General features: G+C 37.8%; 29 protein-coding genes and 1 tRNA gene. 14 read left to right on the top strand and 16 right to left on the bottom strand.

Going from position 1 to position 24,339, the window contains the following annotated elements; translation table 11 throughout:
• The first annotated feature begins 84 nt into the window (after nt 1–84).
• A complete protein-coding gene (locus WFN33_RS13145) occupies nt 85–564 on the top strand; it encodes a DUF4184 family protein (protein ID WP_336953537.1) in 480 nt (159 codons plus the stop codon).
• Here WFN33_RS13145 and WFN33_RS13140 read toward each other — a convergent pair.
• From WFN33_RS13140 to coaBC, 6 genes are all read right to left on the bottom strand, one after another.
• Nucleotides 559–1,170, bottom strand: a complete 612-nt coding sequence (locus WFN33_RS13140) for an alpha-ketoglutarate-dependent dioxygenase AlkB family protein (RefSeq protein ID WP_336953536.1) — start codon at nt 1,168–1,170, stop codon at nt 559–561. The two genes, WFN33_RS13145 and WFN33_RS13140, sit on opposite strands and share 6 nt — an antisense overlap.
• Complete coding sequence (locus WFN33_RS13135) at nt 1,157–1,402, bottom strand: Ada metal-binding domain-containing protein (RefSeq protein WP_336953604.1); 246 nt, start codon at nt 1,400–1,402, stop codon at nt 1,157–1,159. The genes WFN33_RS13140 and WFN33_RS13135 overlap by 14 nt, the downstream gene beginning before the upstream one ends.
• A gap of 3 nt (nt 1,403–1,405) precedes the next feature.
• Nucleotides 1,406–2,143, bottom strand: coding sequence for a 2OG-Fe(II) oxygenase (locus tag WFN33_RS13130; RefSeq protein WP_336953535.1), 738 nt, complete (start codon nt 2,141–2,143; stop codon nt 1,406–1,408).
• Entirely contained in the window at nt 2,130–2,969 is an 840-nt protein-coding gene (locus WFN33_RS13125; protein ID WP_336953534.1) for a methylated-DNA--[protein]-cysteine S-methyltransferase, read from the bottom strand. Before WFN33_RS13125 ends, WFN33_RS13130 begins: the two co-directional genes overlap by 14 nt.
• Before the next feature lie 162 nt (nt 2,970–3,131).
• Complete coding sequence (locus WFN33_RS13120) at nt 3,132–3,506, bottom strand: cytochrome b562 (protein ID WP_336953533.1); 375 nt, start codon at nt 3,504–3,506, stop codon at nt 3,132–3,134.
• Between the two features lie 162 nt (nt 3,507–3,668).
• Nucleotides 3,669–4,934 carry a bifunctional phosphopantothenoylcysteine decarboxylase/phosphopantothenate--cysteine ligase CoaBC gene (coaBC, locus tag WFN33_RS13115; protein ID WP_336953532.1) on the bottom strand — a complete coding sequence of 422 codons (1,266 nt, stop codon included), beginning with the start codon at nt 4,932–4,934 and terminating at the stop codon, nt 3,669–3,671.
• A gap of 114 nt (nt 4,935–5,048) precedes the next feature.
• Here coaBC and radC point away from each other — a divergent pair, with 114 nt between their 5' ends.
• The 4 genes from radC to WFN33_RS13095 are packed head-to-tail and all read left to right on the top strand — an operon-like array spanning nt 5,049 to nt 7,597.
• Nucleotides 5,049–5,771, top strand: coding sequence for a RadC family protein (gene radC, locus WFN33_RS13110; protein WP_336953531.1), 723 nt, complete (start codon nt 5,049–5,051; stop codon nt 5,769–5,771).
• A 38-nt stretch (nt 5,772–5,809) separates the two neighbouring features.
• Nucleotides 5,810–6,721 (top strand): bestrophin family protein, encoded by a 912-nt coding sequence (locus WFN33_RS13105; RefSeq protein WP_004725806.1) that lies wholly within the window; start codon nt 5,810–5,812, stop codon nt 6,719–6,721.
• A 56-nt stretch (nt 6,722–6,777) separates the two neighbouring features.
• Nucleotides 6,778–7,062, top strand: coding sequence for an antibiotic biosynthesis monooxygenase family protein (locus WFN33_RS13100; protein WP_336953530.1), 285 nt, complete (start codon nt 6,778–6,780; stop codon nt 7,060–7,062).
• 52 nt (nt 7,063–7,114) lie between these two features.
• Complete coding sequence (locus tag WFN33_RS13095) at nt 7,115–7,597, top strand: ankyrin repeat domain-containing protein (protein ID WP_336953529.1); 483 nt, start codon at nt 7,115–7,117, stop codon at nt 7,595–7,597.
• 83 nt (nt 7,598–7,680) lie between these two features.
• On the opposite strand, the gene WFN33_RS13090 is transcribed toward WFN33_RS13095, so the two are convergent.
• Nucleotides 7,681–8,562 (bottom strand): energy transducer TonB, encoded by an 882-nt coding sequence (locus WFN33_RS13090; protein ID WP_336953528.1) that lies wholly within the window; start codon nt 8,560–8,562, stop codon nt 7,681–7,683.
• Between the two features lie 232 nt (nt 8,563–8,794).
• Between WFN33_RS13090 and WFN33_RS13085 the strand changes: the two genes are divergently transcribed.
• The 5 genes from WFN33_RS13085 (at nt 8,795) to WFN33_RS13065 (ending at nt 12,613) form a co-directional block, all read left to right on the top strand.
• Nucleotides 8,795–9,475 carry a hypothetical protein gene (locus WFN33_RS13085; RefSeq protein ID WP_336953527.1) on the top strand — a complete coding sequence of 227 codons (681 nt, stop codon included), beginning with the start codon at nt 8,795–8,797 and terminating at the stop codon, nt 9,473–9,475.
• A gap of 154 nt (nt 9,476–9,629) precedes the next feature.
• Complete coding sequence (locus WFN33_RS13080; RefSeq protein WP_336953526.1) at nt 9,630–10,334, top strand: DUF3108 domain-containing protein; 705 nt, start codon at nt 9,630–9,632, stop codon at nt 10,332–10,334.
• 103 nt (nt 10,335–10,437) lie between these two features.
• Nucleotides 10,438–11,013: a xanthine phosphoribosyltransferase gene (locus WFN33_RS13075; RefSeq protein WP_336953525.1), complete on the top strand. Its 576-nt coding sequence runs from the start codon at nt 10,438–10,440 to the stop codon at nt 11,011–11,013.
• A 153-nt stretch (nt 11,014–11,166) separates the two neighbouring features.
• On the top strand, nt 11,167–12,027 hold the full coding sequence (locus WFN33_RS13070) for an acyl-CoA thioesterase (RefSeq protein WP_336953524.1): 861 nt from the start codon (nt 11,167–11,169) through the stop codon (nt 12,025–12,027).
• Nucleotides 12,028–12,250: 223 nt separating this feature from the next.
• Nucleotides 12,251–12,613: a hypothetical protein gene (locus WFN33_RS13065; RefSeq protein ID WP_209827964.1), complete on the top strand. Its 363-nt coding sequence runs from the start codon at nt 12,251–12,253 to the stop codon at nt 12,611–12,613.
• A gap of 108 nt (nt 12,614–12,721) precedes the next feature.
• On the opposite strand, the gene wrbA is transcribed toward WFN33_RS13065, so the two are convergent.
• Nucleotides 12,722–13,315 carry an NAD(P)H:quinone oxidoreductase gene (gene wrbA / locus WFN33_RS13060; protein ID WP_336953523.1) on the bottom strand — a complete coding sequence of 198 codons (594 nt, stop codon included), beginning with the start codon at nt 13,313–13,315 and terminating at the stop codon, nt 12,722–12,724.
• 120 nt (nt 13,316–13,435) lie between these two features.
• On the opposite strand from wrbA, the gene WFN33_RS13055 reads away from it, so the two are divergent.
• Nucleotides 13,436–14,680 carry a YihY family inner membrane protein gene (locus WFN33_RS13055; RefSeq protein ID WP_336953522.1) on the top strand — a complete coding sequence of 415 codons (1,245 nt, stop codon included), beginning with the start codon at nt 13,436–13,438 and terminating at the stop codon, nt 14,678–14,680.
• Nucleotides 14,681–14,893: 213 nt separating this feature from the next.
• Nucleotides 14,894–15,694 (top strand): AraC family transcriptional regulator, encoded by an 801-nt coding sequence (locus WFN33_RS13050; protein WP_336953521.1) that lies wholly within the window; start codon nt 14,894–14,896, stop codon nt 15,692–15,694.
• 356 nt (nt 15,695–16,050) lie between these two features.
• Here the strand turns inward: WFN33_RS13050 and WFN33_RS13045 are convergent, their stop codons facing one another.
• Together WFN33_RS13045 and WFN33_RS13040 are read right to left on the bottom strand one after the other, a co-directional pair.
• On the bottom strand, nt 16,051–16,689 hold the full coding sequence (locus WFN33_RS13045) for a fumarylacetoacetate hydrolase family protein (protein ID WP_004725784.1): 639 nt from the start codon (nt 16,687–16,689) through the stop codon (nt 16,051–16,053).
• Nucleotides 16,690–16,736: 47 nt separating this feature from the next.
• Nucleotides 16,737–17,237 carry a YcxB family protein gene (locus WFN33_RS13040; RefSeq protein WP_004816919.1) on the bottom strand — a complete coding sequence of 167 codons (501 nt, stop codon included), beginning with the start codon at nt 17,235–17,237 and terminating at the stop codon, nt 16,737–16,739.
• A gap of 189 nt (nt 17,238–17,426) precedes the next feature.
• Here WFN33_RS13040 and WFN33_RS13035 point away from each other — a divergent pair, with 189 nt between their 5' ends.
• Nucleotides 17,427–18,716: an SRPBCC family protein gene (locus WFN33_RS13035; RefSeq protein WP_336953520.1), complete on the top strand. Its 1,290-nt coding sequence runs from the start codon at nt 17,427–17,429 to the stop codon at nt 18,714–18,716.
• A gap of 24 nt (nt 18,717–18,740) precedes the next feature.
• Here the strand turns inward: WFN33_RS13035 and WFN33_RS13030 are convergent, their stop codons facing one another.
• From WFN33_RS13030 to WFN33_RS13020, 3 genes are all read right to left on the bottom strand, one after another.
• Nucleotides 18,741–19,526: a hypothetical protein gene (locus tag WFN33_RS13030; RefSeq protein ID WP_336953519.1), complete on the bottom strand. Its 786-nt coding sequence runs from the start codon at nt 19,524–19,526 to the stop codon at nt 18,741–18,743.
• A gap of 96 nt (nt 19,527–19,622) precedes the next feature.
• Nucleotides 19,623–19,699, bottom strand: a tRNA-Arg gene (locus WFN33_RS13025).
• A gap of 129 nt (nt 19,700–19,828) precedes the next feature.
• Nucleotides 19,829–21,088, bottom strand: a complete 1,260-nt coding sequence (locus WFN33_RS13020; RefSeq protein ID WP_336953518.1) for an MFS transporter — start codon at nt 21,086–21,088, stop codon at nt 19,829–19,831.
• Nucleotides 21,089–21,194: 106 nt separating this feature from the next.
• Here WFN33_RS13020 and WFN33_RS13015 point away from each other — a divergent pair, with 106 nt between their 5' ends.
• Nucleotides 21,195–21,632 (top strand): winged helix-turn-helix transcriptional regulator, encoded by a 438-nt coding sequence (locus tag WFN33_RS13015; RefSeq protein WP_336953517.1) that lies wholly within the window; start codon nt 21,195–21,197, stop codon nt 21,630–21,632.
• A 68-nt stretch (nt 21,633–21,700) separates the two neighbouring features.
• On the opposite strand, the gene WFN33_RS13010 is transcribed toward WFN33_RS13015, so the two are convergent.
• The 3 genes from WFN33_RS13010 to WFN33_RS13000 form a co-directional block, all read right to left on the bottom strand.
• Nucleotides 21,701–22,564 carry a cysteine ABC transporter substrate-binding protein gene (locus WFN33_RS13010; RefSeq protein WP_336953516.1) on the bottom strand — a complete coding sequence of 288 codons (864 nt, stop codon included), beginning with the start codon at nt 22,562–22,564 and terminating at the stop codon, nt 21,701–21,703.
• Between the two features lie 73 nt (nt 22,565–22,637).
• Nucleotides 22,638–23,540, bottom strand: coding sequence for a cysteine ABC transporter substrate-binding protein (locus WFN33_RS13005; RefSeq protein ID WP_336953515.1), 903 nt, complete (start codon nt 23,538–23,540; stop codon nt 22,638–22,640).
• 65 nt (nt 23,541–23,605) lie between these two features.
• Nucleotides 23,606–24,337 (bottom strand): amino acid ABC transporter ATP-binding protein, encoded by a 732-nt coding sequence (locus tag WFN33_RS13000; RefSeq protein WP_336953514.1) that lies wholly within the window; start codon nt 24,335–24,337, stop codon nt 23,606–23,608.
• Between the last annotated feature and the right edge of the window lie 2 nt (nt 24,338–24,339).

Below are 24,339 nucleotides of genomic sequence, written 5' to 3'. Positions count from 1 at the left end.
TCAGATAAAATCACTCAAACTTCACAAACGTGGGTGATGCAATTTTTTATAATTTAAACATCACAATAAGCATGAAAAATAACAATGCCATTTACCCCCTTACATTTGGGCTTAGGCGCAAGTTGTAAAGCCATTGCAAATAAAAAATTTAGCTTGTTAATCTTCTTCGGTGTCCAGGTTTTGATGGATATCGAACCTCTAGTTGGTATTATTCAAGGCTGGACCACACTCCATTTATATACTCATAATTTACTTGGTGCTTTGTTGATTGCGTTGCTTGCAGTCCCCATAGGTAAAGCGATGAGTGAGTTTTGCTTACGCAACTTATTTAAACAAGCAAACTGGCAGATCACATGGCAAGTGGCGACAGTCAGTGCCTTGGTCGGTAGTTTTAGCCATGTTTTTTTAGATGCTTTGATGCATGCAGATATGTATCCCTTTTATCCGCTGAGTTATTCTCAAGTTTTACTCAACATGATTCCCTACAATTTTATTTTTTATGGGAGTTTAATCAATTTTATTTTTGCCACAATTGTTTGGCTTATCCGTGAGGAAAAATCATGATTCATCGATTGTTCTAAAGGTTAGATTAATCCGAGCCGTATGCACTTTCTTTGTTGGGGCTAAGCGGTGTAACCAATATGTTTGAGTGGTGTCTTTCATGACCAGCAAACTGCCATTTTCGAGAAAAATCTCAATCTTTTCTTGGCTATTTTTATGTTTAAAGGCAAATTTTCGAACCGCACCTAGGCTTAAAGATGCAATTGCGCCATTCTTTTTTAGATCTGTTTCACCATCACTGTGCCATGCCATACCCTCTTCACCCGTATGGTAAAGATTCAGTAAACAAGAATTAAATGTTTCACCCGTAATTAATTCAATCTGTTTTTTCAGTTCGAGTAATTCTTCAGTCCATGGCAAGGCATATTTGGAACTATTTGAATAAGTGTATTCAAAAGCGCGATCTCCATACCAAGCCACTTTCCGTTTGGTGATGATCTTTTTGCCAAAAATAATCGCTTGGTCATTTTGCCATTCAATATGTGCGAGCAATTTCTCAAAATAATCATTGGCGATGGCTTCATCCATAATTTTTCCGAAATAATTCACTATTCCATCTTGTGGAAGCAAATTCTCATGGGGATCGGTTAGAAACTCAAGTTGTTGCATTTTTCCATTTCACATAGGCTGATTTCATACAGTGTCCACACGGGCGAAATTGCAATGCCAAGGCTTCAGCTTCACTACTAAAGAACACCCGATTGGTTTTTAACATCCGCTTGCCCGAACCACAGTTTAAACGTCCATAAATTTTTAGCTTTTGATTGCCTGCAAATAAAATTTCAGCATTCCTGATTTTTCGATATAACGCCAAGCGCTCAATATCATCATGCTTAATCATCATTTAACTCACAGCATCATGAAAAATAATCCCCAATGTATAACGCTCCCCTGTATGCACATGACTGACAGCATGCTTCATATTAACTCGATAATAGCCATAAGTGCTTTTCTTGGGTCTAAACTGTGTGGTAAAAATTAACACATCCCCTTGATCAGGTTGTAAAACAATGGCTTTCGACTGTGCTCGTGGTACTTGCTCAGTCAACACCAACTCACCACCGGTAAAATCGGTATTGACTTGACTCAGTACAAATACCATTTGGATCGGAAAATAGACCTCGCCATATAGATCTTGATGTAAGGTATTAAAACCATCTTGCTGATAGTGCAAAATCAAAACAGTGGCTTTATTTTGACCCGCTTGTTGGCATTGTTGTAAAAATTCAAGATATGAATCTGGATAGTGTCGCTCCAACTTTAAAGCATCAGACCAAGCATTGGCGATAGGAACTAGATAGGGATAAAACTGAGTTCGAAGCTGTTGAAGCAAGTTTGGTAATGGATAATTAAAATATTTATACTCGCCATATCCAAAACGATGTTGCTGCATATTGACGGTTTTTCGATACAGTTGTTGATGGTTGTAATGACTTTTAATCAACTCACACAATTCATCAGATAAAAAGTCTTTAAGGATTGAGTAGCCTTGCGTATGCATCTGAGCACGGATTGTCTCCCAATCTAAACCCTCAATGTTATTGAGCAATGCTGTTGCTTGTTGTGGATTAAACACTGTCATGTACTTGTACACCTTCCCAACCAATCATTACGGCTTTACGTGTTTTACCCCAATGGTATTCACCTAAAACACCTGTCGCTTGGATCACACGATGACAGGGAATTAAAAAAGCCACTGGGTTATTGCCAATCGCAGTACCAACCGCACGGAAAGCTTTGGGATTTCCAATCTGTTCAGCAAGGTTCGCATAGGTCGCCACTTGCCCCATCGGGATTTTAAGCAAACTTTCCCAAACTTTAAGCTGAAAATCAGTACCTTTTAGATGTAGCTTAATTTGGTTCCATGGTTTTTGTTCAGATGAGAAAATGGCCAAAGCATGTTCATGCAACGCATCTGCTTGCTGATAAAATCTTGCTTTAGGAAATTTTTCAACGAGTGCGCTATAAGCATCTTGCTCATGCTCCACAAAAGACATAAAGCAAATCCCTTTGGCTGTTGATGCCACTAAAACGGTTCCAAAACGTGTTTCAGCATACTGGTAGTGGATGGTTAAGCTTTCTCCGCCACTTTTGTATTCAGCAGGTGTCATCCCTTCAATTTGTATAAATAGATCATGCAAACGACTGGTGCTTGATAGTCCTGTGTCATACGTTGCATCAAATACCGAATGCTCTTGTTTTAACAAGTTTTTTGCATGTTCTATGCTGATATATTGCAAGAACTTCTTCGGACTGGTTCCAGCCCATTCAGTGAATAAACGTTGAAAATGTGCAGGGCTTAAATGAATATGCGCAGCCACTTCATCTAAATTCGGTTGTGCTTTAAAATTGTGTTTAATGTATTCAATGGCTTTTGCAATACGTTCAAACTGATTGTGCTGTTGCATCACATTTCTCCTCACTTTTCTACATCTAACTTAACAGTTGTTATGCAATGAGCAAATCCGAATCATGCTGAGTTTTTTGATTCAATATCTTTTAAAAATCTCCACACAATAAAAAACCGTTAGTCATTAAAACTAACGGTTTTGTGCTTTCAAATGAATCGATTACTGATAGATCTTATGCCCTTGATCACGTATTTCAGCAATTTTCTTTCCTTCCATTTTTGCATGATCTAAGTGACCACCTTTGACTAGCGCTTGAGTCTTATCAATTTGCGCAATCAATTGATCATATAACTGAGTCGAAGTTGGTGCACTAGCATCACCACGACCTTTAAGTTTGACTTTTTTAGCGTCCGTTGCAGCAGTACGCATATTATCTAAAGCTTTATTTGCTTCAGCGGCATTATTGGTTTGATTAAATGCTTTATAGTTTTTACCTAATGCCTGCATATTTTGTTGTAGCGTTGCAGCAAAAGTCATTGAGCTGAAACCTAAAGCAGAAATCATCATGATGGTGGCTAAAGTTTTTTTGATCATTATGATCTTCCTTAAAACTGTGGCTATTGTTGGGGGTAAAAAAGCCCATTGTGGCTATTGTCCATTTCCAAGATTAAACATAGTTTAAAAGCACAAAAAATAGCAAATAAAAATGCAACGAATTCGTTGCATTTTTATATTCAAACATAACCTGAAAAACTCTTAAATTGGTTCAATCTCATGGTGTAAAGCATCGTGGATCGCTTCAACCAACTGTTGTGCAATTTCTTGTTTCGAAGCTTTCTCTAAATCACGCTTTTCCATCTGGTACTGTTCTGCAAAAAACACGGTCATCGCATTTTGATCAGAAGCAAAACCAATATCAGCCCGCGAGACATCATTGCAGGCAATCATATCGAGTTTTTTTGCAACGAGTTTTCCTGCTGCATATTCCTCTACATTACGAGTTTCAGCCGCAAAACCCACCATAAATGGGCGCTTTGACTGTTGCGCAATGGTCGCCACAATATCAGGGTTTTTCACCAACGAAACATTCAGCTCATCACCAGCTTTCTTGATCTTATGTTCCGAAACTTCTGCCACACGATAGTCAGCGACAGCCGCGGTTGCAATAAACACGTCACAACCATCCTCAAGCTGATGCATGCTTTCATCAAGCATTTTTATCGCAGAAGAAACATTGATACGACGCACACCATTCGGGGTATCCAAACTGACTGGACCCGCCAGCAACGTCACTTTTGCCCCTGCTGAGTAACAGGCTGCTGCAATAGCAAAGCCCATTTTCCCTGTACTGTGATTGGAAATATAACGTACAGGATCAATCGCTTCACGTGTTGGCCCTGCAGTAATCACCACACGCTTTCCAGCAAGCAAGCCAAACTTTTCAGCAATCGCACGTTGTGCTTGATGGAAGTAATTTTTAACTTGTTCTGCTAAATCTTCAGGTTCAGGCATACGCCCTAAACCGACATCCCCACACGCTTGCGAACCCGCTTCAGGCATAATCACATGTACGCCATCTTCAACTAAAGTATTCAGATTCCGTTGTGTCGGCTTAGCTGCCCACATTTGTTGATTCATTGCAGGTGCAACCCAAACTGGTGCTTTGGTTGCCAAATACAAGGTACTCAGTAAATCATCAGCTAAACCTGCAGCAAATTTCGCAATGCTGTCGCAACTTGCAGGTGCAACTAAAATTAAATCAGCCCAACGTGCCAATTCAATATGCCCCATTCCCGCTTCTGCTTCAGGATCTAATAATTCAGTATGAACTGGATTTCCCGATAGCGCCTGAAAAGTTAAAGGGGCAATAAATGCCTGTGCACCTTTAGTCATTACCACGCGTACATTAAAGCCATAATCCTTTAAACGACGTACCAGGATTGCACTTTTATAGGCGGCTATACCACCTGTTACAGCGAGGATAATATTTTTATTAGAAAATACGCTGAGATCAAAACTCACTATCAAGCTACCTTTCAGTTGCAGTGGCGCTCACAATATCATTAAATAGTCTATCTCCCAAGTTATTCAAGGGAGAAAAACCAGAACTAAAATAAGTTTAAAATGTGAAAAATAATGAATCAGTCAATCAAACAATGGCCTAAACAAGAACGTCCACGTGAAAGATTACTCTTACAAGGGGCGCACAGTTTATCTGATGCAGAACTACTCGCAATCTTTCTCCGCTCAGGCTCAAAACAACACTCTGCTGTTGAATTAGCACGCTTGCTCATTCAACATTTTGGTCATTTAAATGCTGTATTTGATTCGTCTTTAGATGATTTAAAACAATTTCATGGCATTGGCGAAAGCAAGTATTCACAACTGATGGCAGTGAAAGAACTGGGACGGCGTTACTTGAAACATCAACTGAACCAAGGTTTAGACTTGAGTCGTTCTGATTTAATCCGAGATTATTTACGTTATGAATTGATTGGAGAATTTCAAGAAGTCTTTGCTGTACTCTGCTTAGATAGCCAGTTACGTAAATTGAGTTTTAAAAAACTATTTTATGGATCAGTCAATTACTGCAATATTTCCATCAATCAATTATTACGATATGTCATACAAAAACATGCGACTTTTATCGTTGTTGCCCATAATCACCCTAAAGGTTTTGCCAAGCCTTCACGCGAAGATTACGATTTAACTCAAGAAATATTAAAAGCCTGTCAACTACTTGAAATAGAATTATTGGATCATATGATCATTGCTGCTGAGCAAAGCTACTCCTTTGCTGAACACGGACTCATCAAATCCCAAACTTTCCCTACAAATGTGATTGACAAGCACCTTTGAAGCGGTGAAGATCACTAAAAAATATAGATTTAAAAAGTATGATTGTCCGCGATCAAAACGATACCCTTAAAATATTACTCTCTTGGCGTGGTACGATTTTACCTAAAGTGCTACCACCGCTTGGTTTTGTGATGCTCATTTCTGCAATTGTCGGTGGCATTGAGTATACCAATTTATATCGTTTTCCAGAATTACCCTTGGTTGGCTTTACCCTGATTGGTGTGGTGCTCTCTATTTTTCTCGGCTTTAAAAATACTGCCTGTTATGACCGTTGGTGGGAAGCCCGTAAACTTTGGGGGATGCTGATCGCCAACGCACGACACTTTGACCGTGATTGCCGTATTTTTCCTCAAGGGCGCCGTGAACGGATCATCCAACATGTAATTGTATTTGCAAACTTATTAAGAGATCGCCTAAGACATCAAACTGCAAATCCAGATGCGTTGGTAGAAACCAGTGGTATGAGTCAACAGGCACTGACACAATTGTATCAACAAACAAATGCGCCTCAATACACGCTGAGTTTGATCCAATGGGAATTGATGCAAGCGCTCAAAGAAGGCGAAATTTCTGACATTATCTATACCCAATTAAATGAACATGTGAATGAGTTAAGTTTGGTACAAACCGGTTGTGACCGTATTGCAACCACACCTTTACCTTTTGCTTATTCAGTTTTATTGAATCGTACGGTCTATTTTTTCTGCTTTATGTTGCCCTTTAGCTTAGGATCATTACTGGGCTTAGCAACACCTTTGTTGGTGGGTATTTTAGCTTATACTTTTCTAGGGCTAGATGCTTTAAGTACCGAGATAGAAGAACCCTTTGGTACGCAAAGTAATGATTTACCTTTAGATTCGATGGTGCGAATGATTGAAATTGAATTATTGGGAACTCTAGGAAAACCAACTCCCCCACCGATTCAAGCCCATGATCACAATTTGCTTTAACGCATCAGTTTCTGATTTTTATTTTTTATAGAGACATTAAAGGCCGAACACTGAAAATGAAATACGTGGTTATCTTTAAGGCACAGATCAATACGCTTGATCAACGGTATTTTCAAACTGCACAACTTTTACGAGAGAAAGCATTAAGCCAGTTTAACTGTCAAAAATTTGAGTCTCTTTGTGAAAATGACTTTGAAGTTGCGCTTTCTTATTGGAATACTCTTGAAGATATCCATGCTTGGCATAAAGATGCAGAACATCAAGCTGCCCAACGAATTGGCAAACAACAATGGTATAAAAAATTTAGTGTTGAAATTTGTGAAATCACAAGATCATATTAAAGAAAACGACTAAAATTAATCCGCCAAATATAATTATAAAAGGGATTTTGGTATGTCAGAATTATTCCAACTTATTTTGCATGGTGAATGTAAGGCGTTACTAGAAAAAATCACCCCTGATAACATCAATCAACAGCTTGATGGCTCATCTTTACTGATGTACGCCTTGCAACACCAACAAGATGATATCGCACTCAAACTGATTGAACTTGGAATTGATGTCAACTTACAAAATAGCAAAGGACAGACAGCTCTACACTTCATCGCTGTCTATAAAAATAATATTCATGTCGCCCAAGCAATCATTGACCACGGTGCAGATTTAGCATTGCAAGACAGTTCAGGAAATATTTCACTGTGGACTGCGCTTTATAACGCACAACATCATTATGAATTGGTTAAATTATTACTTGAACATGGTGCAAATTTAAACAGTAAAAATCGGACAGCAAAAAGTCCTTATGATTTAGCATTGTTAATGAAGTTTCCTGAAGGCATTGCTTTGGTTGAGCAATATCAAACCCATCATCACTAACCAATATAAAGATCAGTTTTTATTGTTTTTAAAATGAGTCTTTTTAAAAAAAAAGCACAACCATTCATTTCTACACCATTCAATCAGTGGACTTCAAATTCAGATTCAGCTGGGTCAAAACGCCAAGTACGCACAATCCTCAGTTCAGAGATATCTTTCATTTTTGAGTCAAAACGTCCAAAAGGTGCACCTTTACGCACTGAGTTTTTGGCGGCTTCATCGAGGATTGAATGACCTGAGCTTTCAATCAATCGTATAGCACGAATCCCACCTTCATTATTGAGAATGACCATTAAACGGACTTCCCCCGAAAGACGCTGCTGTTTGGCAAGATCTGGGTAATATCGGTTTCCATACATTTCAACTTTTTCACGAAATTTATCTAAATATCCAGCAGATGCATCTTGCTTGGCTTGAATACCATCTAAGGTTTTAATTTTTTGTTGTTTACTAAAATTTTGTTGTTTCTGTAAATATTGAGCTTCTAGACTCGCCACCATTGCCGTTTTAGCTTGCATCTGGCTCTGCAACTCTTCCATGGCCTTTTTGCGATCATTCTGTTCCGCTTGCTTTTGCCAGCTAAGAACCGTCATTAATACTTTTTCTTCGAATTTCAATTCTCTTTTTTGCTGAATTTGTTCTAAAGCTTCGAGTTGCTGATCACCCGCACTCTTATCTTCTGCTTGCGCTGGCATATCACTTGAAATACGATGCTCTTTACGGAATGTTCCTGAACCCTGCTGATTTGATTGCGCTAAAAAGTCTGCATCTTTAACTTCGTCTTCACTTGGACGAATACTGATTGCGATTTCTTTTGTGCTGGTATTATTTTCTTGGGGCATTCCAAATTGAACAGATAAAAAAAGTACATGTGCAATGACAGCTGCAGAAACAGCTCCAACAAATAATGAGTCTTGCCACCAATACTCAGAATGCTCTGTATTGGCAAATAATTTTTTTATCATGACATTAATCCGACAAAATTCCCCAATCGCCAAATTTAAAATTTATTAAAATAAGTTTGACTTTACATTATTCACAAACTTTGTGACTTATTTAGTAAAAGTAAAAACGTAATTTTAAAACACTCAAAATGGTGCAATGTTTTTTGTTAAACTGCAATCGTTAGACTTGTATTTTTTTAATAATCGACAAGTTTATCGCCTTAAAAAATGATGAAGATTTGGGACAATACTTATGCCGACGCTACTTTCTAACATCGTTAAACGTATTCGACAAGTATACCAAAAAGCAGAAGGTTTTATAGAAGAAGAACGCGAGTTTCCGGTATCACAAGTATTTTTAAATGCAACGTTTAAACGTTTTGTCACAGACAATGTCAAAATTTTAGAAGATTTACATGCTGACCTGCATGATGACTGGCTAAAGCTTTATGCCACACTCAATGTTAATGGTATGCATTTGGTTCTTTCGGTGGATCTTAAATTAGTTCAAATGGAACTCAACAAAGATATGCAGTTGATTGTTTTTGAACAAATCAGTAACACACAAGTGATCGAAGCCAGTTATCCCAATGTTTGGTACAAAATGGGCGTAAACGCTGCTTTATTCTTTTACCAAAAAGTATTGAAAAAAGATCCTTTAGGCATGATCTTAGAAAAATTTGAAGTCATTACAGTAAAAGATGAATTACTTCACTTAGATCTCAATCGCTGGTTAGGGAAAAATCGTTCGATTATGGATACACTAAATAAAGTCCATGTGAATCATGCTGAACTACGTGAGACCGAGTTGGTTGTAATTGGCAATGTGAATCTAACAGCTTTATTTAGTAAATTTAGAGAAGATAAAGACCCAGACTGGGACGAAGATGATGATCTAGAAACAGAAGTAACCCCGATTGAGCAAAAGAATTAAATCTCTAATTGGTAAGATAGATTTCAAGTCACAGCAATCAAAATGTATACATAAATTCACAGGATTAGAAATAAAGTGAATATTTTATCTTTAATTACACCGCATAATAGGTGTCATATCCAAAAATACTTTTAAATGTATAGGACATTTAATGATGGCAAAAACGTTATTTAAAACATTAAGTATAGCAACTGGTATTTCAACTGCAGTGTTATTGGTTGGATTTTCTAGCAATGCGCTTGCCATGAGTCCGTTCCAAGCAAGTTACCAGTTTGCCTATAATGGTAAAAACTTAGGTACTGCGACTCGTACACTGAGTCAAAATGGCAATAACTGGACTTATGTATTTGCTGCAAAAGCAGCGGCAATTGCATCTGCAAGCGAAACAAGCCGTTTTACCTTTAGTAATGGTCAAATTAATTCCAGTAGTTTTAGTCGCACCAGTAAAGTGTTGGTACATAATGACACCATGACCATTAACTTTAATCCAAACAACAAAACCATTAATACCAAGAAAAAAGATCAGGCACGTTCTTTCCCATGGAAAGCAGGTGCTTTAGATGAATTAAATGCTGAGTTACAAGTACGTGAAGATTTAAAAGGTGCTGGTCTAAAATCAAGTTATTTGATTGCAGATGCAAAAGGTTTAGATGCGCGCCGCTTTGTTAAACAAGGGACTGAGTCAATTAAAACCCCTGCGGGAACCTATAACACGGTCAAAGTTGTACTCACCCATGACAATGGTGAAAAAAGTTCAATTTTCTGGTTAGCACCTCAATTAGACTATTTACCCGTGAAAATGTCACATGTTGATGGTAAAACGTCTTATAACCTAACCTTGACCAGTTACAAAAAGTAAGACATTTTTCACCTTTTGATCAATTTCAGCTTGCATTTTTTTTAGTGCTTTTTAAAATACGCCTTTGCTTTAAAAAGCACCTTGCCTCTAGAGGATTCTCCCTGTGCACGCACTAGAACAGAAAATCTTAGCTGAAGGTATCGTTCTATCTGATCAAGTTCTGAAAGTCGATTCTTTCTTAAATCACCAAATTGACCCTGTGATGATGCAGCTCATCGGTCAAGAGTTTGCTCGTCTTTTTAAAGATGCAGGCATTACCAAAATCATCACAATTGAAGCATCAGGCATTGCGCCTGCTGTGATGGCTGGTTTGGAACTTGGTGTACCCGTTATTTTTGCACGTAAATATCAGTCTTTAACCCTTAAAGATGATTTATATCGTTCAAAAGTATTTTCTTTTACCAAGCAAATTGAAAGCACCATTGCGATTTCTAAGAAACATATTAGCAAAGACGATAAAGCTTTGGTTATTGATGATTTCTTAGCGAATGGTCAAGCCGCTTTAGGTCTTGCTGACTTGATTCATCAAGCAGACGCAGAAGTTGTGGGTATTGGGATTGTGATTGAAAAATCTTTCCAACCAGGCCGTCAATTGTTATTAGATAAAGGCTACCGTGTTGAATCTTTGGCACGTGTTGAATCTTTGGCAAACGGTACGGTAAGCTTTGTAGAAGAATAAGCTGGTCTTACTTCATAATTTTTCATTAAAAAAGAGTGCTTTAAGCGCTCTTTTTTATGCTTTTTGATCAGTAGCGTCTTTGTTTTGCCTTTTATTTTGATCAAACCCTCAGCTATATTGTGCAAATAAAGATATCACTCAGGTAAATAATAAATGAGATCAATCACTCAAAAATTAGTTGATCTACTCGACGTACAACAATTGGATGATGGTCTATTTCAAGGGCAAAACACACGATTATTTGGATCACACCTTGTGGGTGGGCAATTGGTGGCACAAGCATTAATTGCCGCATCAAAAACCACCAATCGCCCTGCACATTCATTACATGCTTATTTTATTCGCAGTGGTCGCACAGATATTCCAATTTTGTTTAAAGTTGAAAATTTAAGAGATGGCAAAAGTTTTGCCACTCGCCAAGTCTATGCTTGGCAAAATGGCCATATTATATTTTCAGCCATGGTTTCATTTGCCAATATTGAAGCAGGTTTAGAAAATCAGATTGAACCGCCTCACTACCCTGCGCCAGATGAACTGATCCCAGAACAACAACTGAAACAAATGATTTATGAGGATGTTCCTGAACCTGCACGCGCAATATTTATGCGTCAATTTTTTATCAATATCCATCCAGTGCAGCCATTCAACCCATTTAAACCGATAAAATTAGACACAAATTATGCTGAATATTTTCAAACCTTTGAAACTATTCCTACTCAACAAGATACACTCATGATGCACCAAGCCATTGCTGCATATTATTCTGACTATAACCTGCTGACGGTTTCACTTAGACCACATGGTGTCAGTTATGCGAACGGCAGTGTACGTAGTGCAAGTTTAGACCATAGCATTTATTTTCATACAGATTTTAGAGTAGATGAGTGGCTACTTTATGATATGAATGCAACACTATCTAGCCAAGCTAGAGGGCTTAATTTCGGGCGGATATGGCAAGATGGTAGATTGGTGTGTAGCGTTAATCAGGAAAGCTTAATGCGGCTGAAGCAATAACAAGATGTTTCTATAAGCTTGTATCAATCATTCTACCTATTACATTCACACAAAATATAAAGACTGATCACGGTATTCAGTTACAATCAAAATCATGTCATATCCCTGACATGATTGTAACGATAGCGATAAGCATGACAAAAATGCCAGTAGTGAACGTGAATATAAAGCTTAACCATAACTTAATGAAGACAAATGGACTTTGTTGAGTGAGTAAAAATCAATGACTGATGAACAAACAGTAAAGTGCCCAAAGTGTGGCTCTACAGACTTAGAACGCCGTGACCATGAACAACTTTTAGGCAAAGCAGGCAGTGTATTATTGACTTCTGCGGGTGCAGCAGCAGGAACTGTAGGCGGCGCTGCCTCTGGTGCGTCAATTGGTGCAGCTATTGGAACTGTTGCAGGTCCATTAGGTGTTATTGTCGGTGGAACTGTAGGAACCTTCGTAGGTGCAATCAGTGTTGGAATTACTGGTGGATTTCTAGGAAATCGCTTCGGTAAACGAGCAGGTGTGATTGTTGACCAAAATATCTTTTTTGATTACCAATGTAAAAAATGTAACCATCGCTTTAATTTAAAATAATAAAATTCAAAATATCACTCGCCAAAGAACTTCTCTTCTAATCCGTTAAAAGCGTGATAAAAGAGAAGTCTTTCAATTTTTATGCAGCTACCCACAAAATATCAAAAATTATGGGTTTAACTTTTTAACCGTTTCACCTAGACGTTTGCCCTGTTCTGCACATAAAGCTTTTTCATCGGAACTTAAGTTTTGGTCATGACGTGGTCCACTGACATGACTGACCCCATACGGCGTACCGCCTGATTTGGTATTGGATAAGGCTGGATTGGCATTGGTCAAACCCATGATCATCATGCCATGATGAAACAATGGCGGTAGCATCGTTAACAAGGTACTTTCCTGCCCACCATGCATTGAACCTGACGCGGTAAATACACAAGCGGGTTTATCGTGTAATGCACCATTTAACCAAAGACTTGTGGTTTGATCCCAAAAGTATTTCATTTCAGATGCCATATTGCCAAAACGTGTTGGTGAACCTAAAGCTAATCCTGAACAATTTTGTAAATCATCCAATGTACAATAAATATCGCCATGTTCTGGAATGCTGGCTTCTGCTTCTTTTACAACAGTGGAAAGGTTAGGCACCGTCCGAATTTTTACTGCCACACCCGCCGCTTCTACACCGTTGGCAATCAAGTGTGCCATCTCTTTGGTAGATCCATATTTACTGTAATAGAGTACGAGAACATAAGCTTGCATAGAGATTTCTTGATTTCAACATAAGAAAATAAAACTATACGGTATTTTTCTGCTTTTTTGGGTAAGCTAGACAATGAAAATGTAAGACATACTGAAAAATAATTGAGATCAAAGATATATATGCTTGAATTACTTAAAAAACTACCCTTCTATGAAAAAACTTGGTTTCAATTCATTCTTTTTGTAATTGGTCGTTTTGAAGCAGATCGTTGTCGTGAACAGGCGGGTTCACTCACTTATACGACATTATTTGCTGTTGTTCCAATGTTGACTGTTTTCTTGGTTATTATCTCATCAATCAAAGCCTTAGAGCCTGCTAGACAACAACTCCAGCAGATGATTTACAGTAATTTCTTGCCGAAAACCAGCATTGCTTTCGATAAGGCTTTTAATGTCTTTACTGAGAATTCAAGTAATTTAACTGTTATTGGTGTGTTGTTTTTATTCATTACCACAGTACTGATGCTTACCAGTATCGAAACGGTTTTTAATCGGATTTGGCGTGTTCAAGAAACGCGTAATGGCATCATTGGCTTTATGCGTTATTGGACCATTATTTCTTTAGGTCCGATTTTATTGGGAAGTGCCTTTGTCATTTCATCAACATTGGCCTCTATGAATGTCTTAAGTAATAACTTTGCTGGTTATGAAGTTGATGGTACAGCGTTACTCGGGGTCATTTCGTTTGCACTAACTACTTTAGGCTTTTTCATTCTATATTGGACCATTCCAAATCGCAGTATTCCTGTTCGAGCGGCTGCGATTGCAGGTCTTTTCGGTGCGATTGCATTTGAGCTACTTAAAAACCTATTTGGTTTTGTTATGGCAAATTTCACCAGCTATACCCTTGTCTATGGTGCTTTTGCTGCTGTACCAATTTTCCTATTATGGATCTTTTTATCGTGGAATATCGTCTTATTGGGTGTGGAAATCAGCTATGCCCTTACTGCATTTCATACAGGTAAAATCCAGACCCGCCATCCTGTGTTGATGATGCTCGATATTCTAGAATTATTTTATAAAAAACAAAAAACGGGCGAAGTGGTAACTGATGCAGAAGCACTCAATATTTTAGGTCGCGGTGAAATTGGACGCTGGCCAGTTTATATCCAACTTCTAGAAAAACAGAATTTGGTTAAATGTACTGACAATAATGAATATGTGCTGGTCAGAAATTTAGATGAAATTGATTTCTGGTCATTCTATACATCATTACCTTATACCCTCCCTCGTCGTCATGATGTTGAACATGTACATGATGATGATGTTTGGATGAAACATATCGGTCCAACCTTAATCGAATCCGATGAATATTTGGCAGCCAAATTATCGATTCCGCTTTCAACCATTTTGGATGATAAGTAATTTTAATCAAGATAGATAAACAACTTCCCTTTCCAAGCAATGCCCATTGGAAATGGGAAGTTATATAACTTTTTGATGAATCATTATAATTTCGCAATAGCCAAATCCACTGCATAAAGCGGATAAAAGACACCACAATGGTATGAACCTGTCTTTTTTATAGGATATAATTCAAAGTGGACAACAGATCTTTTTTATTCAGGCAATCTTTGCATGACAATAACAAAAACAAGCGAGAAAAATATACTGACTCAACTCAGTACCAATGATGAGATTATTGCACCATTATGGCTTATTTTTCGACATGATCCCGCACTGTCTGTTTATCCTAAACATGGGCATGCTTGGGGCGAATTTATTTATGCCTTTAATGGGGTAATGGAAGTCAATATTGGTCAAATTAATTATATTACCCCCCCTCCATATGGAGTTTGGTTACCACCAAATACGCAACACAGTGGTTTAAATCGGACTCCTGTTTCCCATGCAACTTTGTATGTTCATCAGTCCTTATGTAGAGCCTTACCCCAACAAGCAGGAATTCTTTTAACCTCACCCTTGGTTTCAGCAATTTTACAGCACATCAAACAGCACCCAATGCAAGCATCTGAGCCTGAATATTTGCGGCTATTACAGGTATTACTTGATCAATTACAACATGCTGAGTTAATCGGTAGTTATTTACCCCATACCAATCATGCTGCCTTAAAACAAGTTTTGGATTTTTTACATGCCCACCCTGCTGATCACAGTACGCTAGAGGCTTTAGCCCAACGGATTAATATGACTGAACGTACCTTGGCAAGACTGAGTCAAAAAGAGTTGGCAATGTCACTCAATGAATGGCGACAACGCCTTAAAGTCATGAAAGCGATGTCTATGCTCAATGAGGGAAAAACGGTTGAAAGCATTGCACTGGATTTAGGTTATGCCAATGCTTCTGCTTTTATCAATATGTTTAAACGTTGGATGATGCGTACCCCAGATCAGTTTAGAAAATTATTACATCGCTAAATCAACTTTTTAAATTTTGAGTAGATGAAGTGGAGTGATCTAAATACAGATAATCAATAATCTTCCCGACCAATCTATACGCCGATCTAAAAATGCATGGGCTGCCTTTAACTTTGGGTTATGTAGTAATTTACCAAAGTCATCCATGGGTAATTTTATTATGATGAGCCAATTGGCGATTTTAATACTATTCAAACAACAGCTAAAAAATAGCAGTGGTATAAATTTCAACTGATAAATAAAGCGAGATATATCCTAATAGTTAGCGATGAATTGTTGTTTTATAAGCTCTAGAAAATAAAAACCCAATGCGTATTGATTATAAATAAACACTGGGTTGCTTGAATTTTAAGTGATTATTTTACAAAAGTTTTCCAAACAAAATCTTGGCTTTGACCATGTAAAGTCATACTCAACTGATCACCAGAAGCCAATGCTGCAACACCTGCAGGTGTCCCTGTCATCACCACATCCCCTGGTTCTAAAGAGAATACTTGGCAGATGTCTGCGAGTAAGTAAGCAATATCAAAAATCAATAAAGCCGTATCGCCTTTTTGTCGAACTTCATCATTGACTGCAAATTCAAATGTAACAGCCGACCAATCTTTAATTTCATCCACACTGACCCAATCTGCCAGTACACATGAGCCATCAAAAGCTTTTGAACGCTCCCAAGGCTGGCCTTTGCCCTTTAAGTCATCTTGGAGATCACGTAAAGTTAAATCTAAGCCTAAAGTCACCGCACCAATCGCATCCAATACTTTATCTAAATTGGTTTCGCCCTTAAGTGGCTTGTCGATACGTAACGTCAGTTCACACTCATGGTGGCAATTTCCCCACGCCTCATTCCAAGAGATACCGTCTTGCAATGAAATCAAACTACTGGGCGGCTTGATAAATAAGACTGGACGATCTGGAATTGCGTTACCTAATTCTGCTGCATGCGCTGCATAACTACGACCGACACATACAATTTTAGATGGACGTGTACTCATATTGTTCCCTTCTTATTGCTCAGCGTTAAAAACTTTATAATTCCAAATTACTTTTTAAAAGTATTGATAAAAATCGTTTGATCTGCGGGTGTAGCAAATGCTCGTTTAGGCACAATCACCACAGTACGATTTTTTAATTCGATCATATAGGTAAGCTTGCCTTCTGCAAATTTATCTACATCTGAATAATGATGAACTTGTTTTGGACGGCCACTACTGAATAATTCCATATAGTCTTGAAATAATTCAATACCTTGTTCGCTTTTACCAAATTGATATTTAACGAATTGGCGTTTAAACATCATCGGTAAAAACCAATACCGCATCAGCATTTGCAGAATTAAGAAAAAAGCACCTAAGCAAACATAATATTTACCCACACCCTCTAAACCGAGGTAAATCCCCCAAACCATGATTCCGATGCTGACCAAAGGCGTGAGAAATTGGCTAATTTGCTTTTTACCAAAAGTTGCCAGTTTAAAACCATCTTGAGATTCTTCTAAATTAAGATAATAACGTGCAGATAATGCAGGCTGGGTGTCTGACATAGTTGCTTCAATACAAATATTTTACGATGCCAAGATATTACACTAGATTTTTCTTGCGAGATGCGGATTTTCATCTTGTTTTACAGAACACCTCTATTTTTTAAAAGTGAATCCTTTTAGGGTCTTTCATACAAATGGTTTTTATAAGAACAAGATATTGCCGATTATCAAGGCACAAAAGGAATTATGATGAAAGTATTTTATTTAAATGTCGGTGTAATACTCTTAGTCAGTATCAGTCAAATCAGTTTCGCAAAATTGGTCACTTGGACCGATAATATTCCCAGTGCGTTAAAGCCATTTGACAATAATGCCCAGCAAATTGCGGCAATTGCCCAAGACAATATTTTAATTTATGCCCATCCAGCAACCAAAACGTCACTACCGACATTCTCTAAACAAACCCAACCTATCGCTAAATTTTCAACAGCAGCCATTGTTGTGCCTGTAAGTAGCCAAGAAGTGGCTAAGACATTAAGCAATTACACACAATATGTTGGGTTATTCCCTACTTTAAAATCAGCAAAAGTCATCGAAACGGCAGGAGCGATCAGTCAATTAAAATATCGTATATCCATCCCGACACCGATACCTGTGTTAAATTTTAATGAAGATGTGGTGATGCAACATCAAATTGGACAAAATAGTATTTCAACCATGGTGATTGATGGTCCAATTCCTTATGCATTAGGGAAATTTGAATGGTTCAATTTAACTAACAACAAAACTTTAGTGACCCTGACACAATGGGGCGATTTAAACCAACCGCAAGGTTTCCTGTTTAAGAAAATTTTAAATGCATTTCCTGAAGTAAAACTGGCAATTCCAAATGGTTCGAGTGCCTTTGTTTTAGAAGCACTCAAAAATAAATATACGGCTAAAAAAGTGACTGGATTAACTGAAGGGCAACTGCCTAGCCCACAATTAAATACAGCTCAAATCAATAAAATTGTACAGGTCAGTGCCAACGCGCAACAGCCCGTCAGTATTGTACTTAATCCTGTCACTGTACCTTATACCCATGGTCGAGAGGTTTTACGCTTTACCACAAGCTATCAATACTTAAATGCCACCCCGCAACAATTACAACGTTGGACACAACCCTTATCCTATAAAGAGATTTTTCCAAAACAAATCAAAAGTATTAAAACCACAGTGCTCAACACACAAGCACAAGATGCAGACTTTAAAGTCAGTGTTGGATTAGGGGTTATTAGTATTCCTTTTGATTTTAAAATGCATTTTAGCTATCCCAAAGCCACCGAAAATAACTTCTATGCCAATGGCGGTGATCTACGTTATCTCAAAGGTCAAATTCAATTTTTACCCCAAGGCAATAACACCTTACTCAAAATGACCACTACCATCAAAATTGATGAAAAAGCACCATTCTTACTCAAAGCAGCACGTAGTTTACCCTACCATGAAATGTTACCGGCACTGGGTGCAAACGCAATTTTTGCTCAAAAAGTAAAATAGTGCAGATTGAACTTTTAAACTCAATTAATCAGCAAGATGTTTGATTGTTGTGCCAATATTAAACAGAAAATATAACGGGATTGCGATCAGATCACCGACTAAAGTGACGGGGGTTAAGGCTATTTTCTGCAACAGTGTTTTAGAATGTAATGAGTATTTGGTTTTTCCTTGTGTATACATCGCAATTGTATAGTTCTGACTAAAGTTCTGAAATTTCATATTTTTAATTTCAGCGTTTAACCCCACTACACGTCCAACCAATCCAATTTTTCTTTGATAAAATTCAGAGTTTTCCCGGCCATATTCGTATTGACTCAGTCCAAGTCGAGATAACTTATTTTCTTCCTGTCCAGTTAAATTCTTTTTTGCATAATACAGTTCAATATCACTGCTAAATTGAGCTGCTTGTGGATTTTTTTGATCATCGCTTTCCGGCATTAAAGACAAGCTAAAATAATTGTCACTCGGACGGACTGGTTTGATTCGCCAATACTTGGCGTCTAAATCAGATCGAATGGTTTCTAAAATTTCCTTATTTCCAATATCAATCATATACGCATATTTTTGCCCAACCACGATTAAGGAGATATCTACATTGTTTATATCATGGCTATTTTTTGAGGAAGCATTTTCTTTTAAACAGGCAAAACCGACAATTTGATCCTGATCTACAATTACTCGATCTGCATGGGTTGAAACCACTTTACCCGTCGCCAACCTACCAGAATCACTGTTATTCCACAGAATGGCGGTACATCCAGTCATTTGACTGATGACCAACACGATAAAGAATGAGAGATATTTATTCATTAATGATTGGCCTTATTTTTATTATCTTGCTCATTGTGCCATCATTTAGGCACAAAAAAACCGCAATAAAGCGGTTTTTTTAATATTTTATCAAGTTGGTGCGCTCAGAGAGATTCGAACTCCCGACCCCTTAGTTCGTAGCCAAGTGCTCTATCCAGCTGAGCTATGAGCGCGACGTCTTGATGGGACGCATTATACGCCTTTTCATTTTTTTGTTAAGGATTATTTCAATACTTAAGCACCAAGTGTTTAGTATTTGGGCTATTTATCTTTAAATCGACAAAAACCTAGAATCTACGTATTTATACACTGCTTGCATGCTGTTTCATTTGAAATTGAATTAAATATTTTTCAGTAAACAACCAAAATAAATAGCCAACTATACTCAATAGGATTCCAGCAGCACACACGGCATACCATCCCCAATGACCATAGAGTGTTGTTGCCAGTAATGAGCCCACTGCACTACCCAATGCATAAAATAACATATAAGCACCCACCAATCGCCCATGTAGTCGAATATCCGCTTGGAAGATCAGACTTTGATTAATCACATGGATTGATTGAATAGCTACATCTAATAAAATAATCGCTAAAATAAAAATCCAAATTGAAAAATATAAGCAGTTTAAAATAACCCAAGCTCCGATCAGTAGTAGAAACGCATATTGTGTAACACGCTTCGCATAGCCTCGATCAGCTAACCCACCAACACGGATTGCCATAACTGCACCGATGGCACCAATGATGCCTAAAAAACCAATCAAGCTATGTGAATATTCAAAAGGCTGAACAGATAAAGGAAACACCAGTGCATTCCAAAACAGATTTAAATTGACGAAAATGATGAAAGCAAGTACACCTCTAATCTGTAACACTCTATTTTTAAACAATTGTTCAAACAATGAAAAGATTATCTGGGAATAAGTGAATTGCTGAGTAGGATCTTTTTCGATGCAGATAACAGCTAAGTATTTCCATAAAAACACACTGATCATACTCATACATAATACTGAGAATATATATACCCCTTGCCATCCAAACCAATCGGCTAAACTACCAGACAGTACCCGAGATAAAAGTATACCAATCAACACACCTGCTTGGACTGTACCCACGATTTTGCCGCGTTCATCAGCAGCCGCCAAAACTGATGCATAAACAATTAAGCCTTGGGTCATCGCTGTGCCCAACATGCCCACAATCAGCATACTCAATAACAACGTGAAAATATGATCTGAAAAAACCAACAAGATTAAAGCTAGGCATAAAATGATGGACTGAAACAACATCAAAGATTTTCGTGGTATTAAATCGCCTAAAGGCACAATAAAAATTAATGCAATGATTGATCCCACTTGAGTCAATGAAACAACTAACCCCGCCCACGAATAATCTAATTTAAAATCTTGGGCAATCAAATCCAGCAATGGCTGTGCATAATAAACATTTGCAACACTCAATCCAGCAGCACACGCCAACAGCATCACCAAGGCTGGAGAAAGCTGAGATCGCTGCTGTTCTCTTGTTTTATTGCGCTGTTGATGATCTGTTTTGTTCATTTTGCACCAATCTAGTTTTAATTTGCAACCAGATTAAATTACGCAATCTTGTTTTAAATTGCAACTAGATTTATAGTCTATTTTTAAGATGAAATATGGACAACTGATGAATCAAGATAAATATGAAGCTTGCCCAGTTGCGCGGTCAGTGCAATTGATTGGAGATCGTTGGGCTTTATTGATCATTCGCGAAGCTTTTGATGGGGTAAAACGATTTAGTGATTTTCAGAAAAATTTACATGTCGCCAAAAATATTTTGTCTGATCGATTGGCAAAACTTGTTGATGCTCAAATTCTAAAGAACCAACCGGCATCTAATGGTTCAGCCTATTTGGAATATGTGCTCACTGCACAAGGTTATGCACTGTTTCCAATCATCGTGGCATTACGTCAATGGGGTGAGCAATTTTTATTTGCTGAGGATCAACCACATTCTATTTTGCTTGAGAAAAATACAGGTGATGAATTGGCACTTATGCAGCCAATGACAAAAAAAGGAAAACATCTACTTGCACAAGAGACCTTTGTGAAAAAGATCAATTAAATGCAAATCATGTTTTCCCAGTTAAAGTGGATACTCGTTTTAAAGAGCAAACTTAAGTTTTAATGGTTTTACTCAACCAATAAATCTTTTGGATTAATGCTATCACCGTAGACAGGTTTTAACGTCTTTTCATATGCTTGCTGGATAACCCCTGCTTTAGATAATTTTTCTAAGTCTTGATTCAACCAATCCAATAATTCTTTATCACCCTTTTTGACTGCAGGTGCAATCAAATCATGCTGACCCAAGCTGGTAATACCCACTGTATAATTTGGGTTCTCTTTTGCCCAAGCAAGTACCAATAAATTATCATGTGCCAAAGCCACACCACGTCCATCTTTCAAAGCATCAAAGGTCTCTGTATTCTGCTCGTACTTTTGTAATTTAATTTCAGGATGTGATTTGCTAAAGAATGAGTCTGCTGTCGTGCCTTTATTGACCAATAAAGTCTGGTCTTTAAGTTGTGCAATATCTGTAATTGGCTTGGCTTTAGGCGATACAACACCCAAAGAAACTTTTAAATAAGGCTGAGCAAAATCTACAACTTCCTTGCGTTCAGGTGTCACGGTGAAATTAGCAAAAATAATATCGACCTTATTGGCTTTAAGGTACTCCACACGATTGGCAGCCTCCGTTAAAACAAATTGAACTTTGTTTTCATCTCCTAATAGGTCTTTGGCAACATGCTTAGCAATTTCCACATCAAATCCTTGGTTTTTACCTTGTGAATCCAAGTAACCAAAAGGTGGCTTATCACTAAACACCCCGATACGAACCACACCATTTTTCTTAATTTGTTCAATACTTGAGCTTGTTTTTTCAGTTTCAGCAGTTTTTTCAGTTGTTGAAGCATTTTTATTACACGCCGCCAACCCTAAGCTAAGCACAGAGGCTGCAAGTAGATGAGTCAGCTGTTTTATTGATATGTTCATTTAATTTTCCTCTAATCTATTTTCATACTTAAACGATGATTTCTTTTCGTATTTAAACGCTTTGATGCAATTTTTATTTCGGTTTCACATCCAAAAAGACTTGAGCGTCCACAGTTCCACCGTAAACTGGCTTTAAGGTCTGATCATAAATCTTCTGAATTTCACCTGTTCTTTGTAAGCTTGAAATTTCAGTATTGAGCCAATTTAGAAGTTGGGTATTGCCCTTTTTCACTGCAGGTGCAATAAAGTCTTGATTACCAATTTGCTGAATTCCCGCCGTAAATGTTGGATTCTCAGCTGCCCATGCCAAGGCATAAGTACTGTCTTGAGAAATTGCATCACCACGACCATCTTTCAGTGCATTAAAAGCATCAGTATTTTGTTCAAACTTTAATAAATTAATTTTTGGGTAATTCTTAGTGAAATAAATATCTGATGTCGAGCCTTTATTGACGATCAAGGTTTTTCCTTCGAGCTGCTGAATATTGGTAATCGTCTTGGCTTTAGGCGATACAATGCCTAAAGCAGCCTTTAAATACGGTTGGGCAAAATCAACCACTTGTTTACGTTCAGGAGTGACTGAAAAACTGGCAAATACCGCATCTGCTTTACCCGATTTTAAAAACTCCACACGGTTAGCAGCCTCAGTCACCACAAATTCAACTTTATTTTCATCCCCAAGCAAATCTTTGGTCACTCTTTTTGCTAAAGCGATATCAAAACCTTGTGGTTTACCTGCACTGTCCACATAACCAAATGGTGGATTATCTGCAAAAACAGCCACACGAAACACGCCCTGCTTTTTAATCTGATCTAAAGATTGATCATTCTGGGTATTTTGCTCCGCTGATGCAATTGGTTCAGTTGGCTGACTACATGCGCTCAACATTCCCATACATAAGGCCACACTCAATATTCGAACAACGTTGGAAATATTAAAAAAATTCGATGGTTGAGTTAAATAAGATAAAGCCATACATCCTCATTTTTATAGATCATTCTGTGTTGCTATTAGGGTGAATATTAATGTCTAAATTACTGTTAGTAATTCAACATATTTAAAAAGGCTTTTGCCCGTTCAGTCTGTGGATGCTCAAAAAATTGTTCAGGTGTGGCTTGCTCAATAATTTTGCCTTTATCCATAAAAATAATTCGGTCTGCGACTTTTCTGGCAAAAGACATTTCATGAGTCACGATCAACATGGTCATTCCTTCATGTGCAAGTTTTAAAACCACATCTAATACTTCACGGACCATTTCAGGGTCTAAAGCAGCGGTGATTTCATCTAGCAGAATCACTTGAGGCTGCATCACCAATGAACGCACAATTGCGATACGTTGCTTTTGCCCACCCGATAACTGTCGCGGATAATCTCGCTTACGATCGTATAAACCGACACGTTTCAATAATTCGTCTGCAACTTTCTCAGCTTCAGCTCTTGTTCGTTTTTGAACTTTTAAAGGGCCTAATAAAATGTTATCAATCACATTCATATGCCCAAAAAGTTCATAGTTTTGAAACACCATGCCAATTTTTTGACGTACATCCACCCACGCTAAATCTTTGCCCAATACACCTGAGCCAGCTAAATTGATTGTGCCCCCCTGTATTTTTTCCAAGCCATTGATACAACGCAACAATGTGCTTTTTCCACACCCAGATGGACCAAGGATCACCACGACTTCACCCTGTTTTACGTCCAAATCTATGCCTTGTAAAATATGACTTTCTGCAAATGATTTCTGTAAATGTTGTATAGATAACAAAATCATGA

This window comes from Acinetobacter sp. AS167 (genome assembly GCF_037152175.1).
Classification (GTDB): domain Bacteria; phylum Pseudomonadota; class Gammaproteobacteria; order Pseudomonadales; family Moraxellaceae; genus Acinetobacter.
This window is presented reverse-complemented; position numbering and strand designations above follow the sequence as displayed.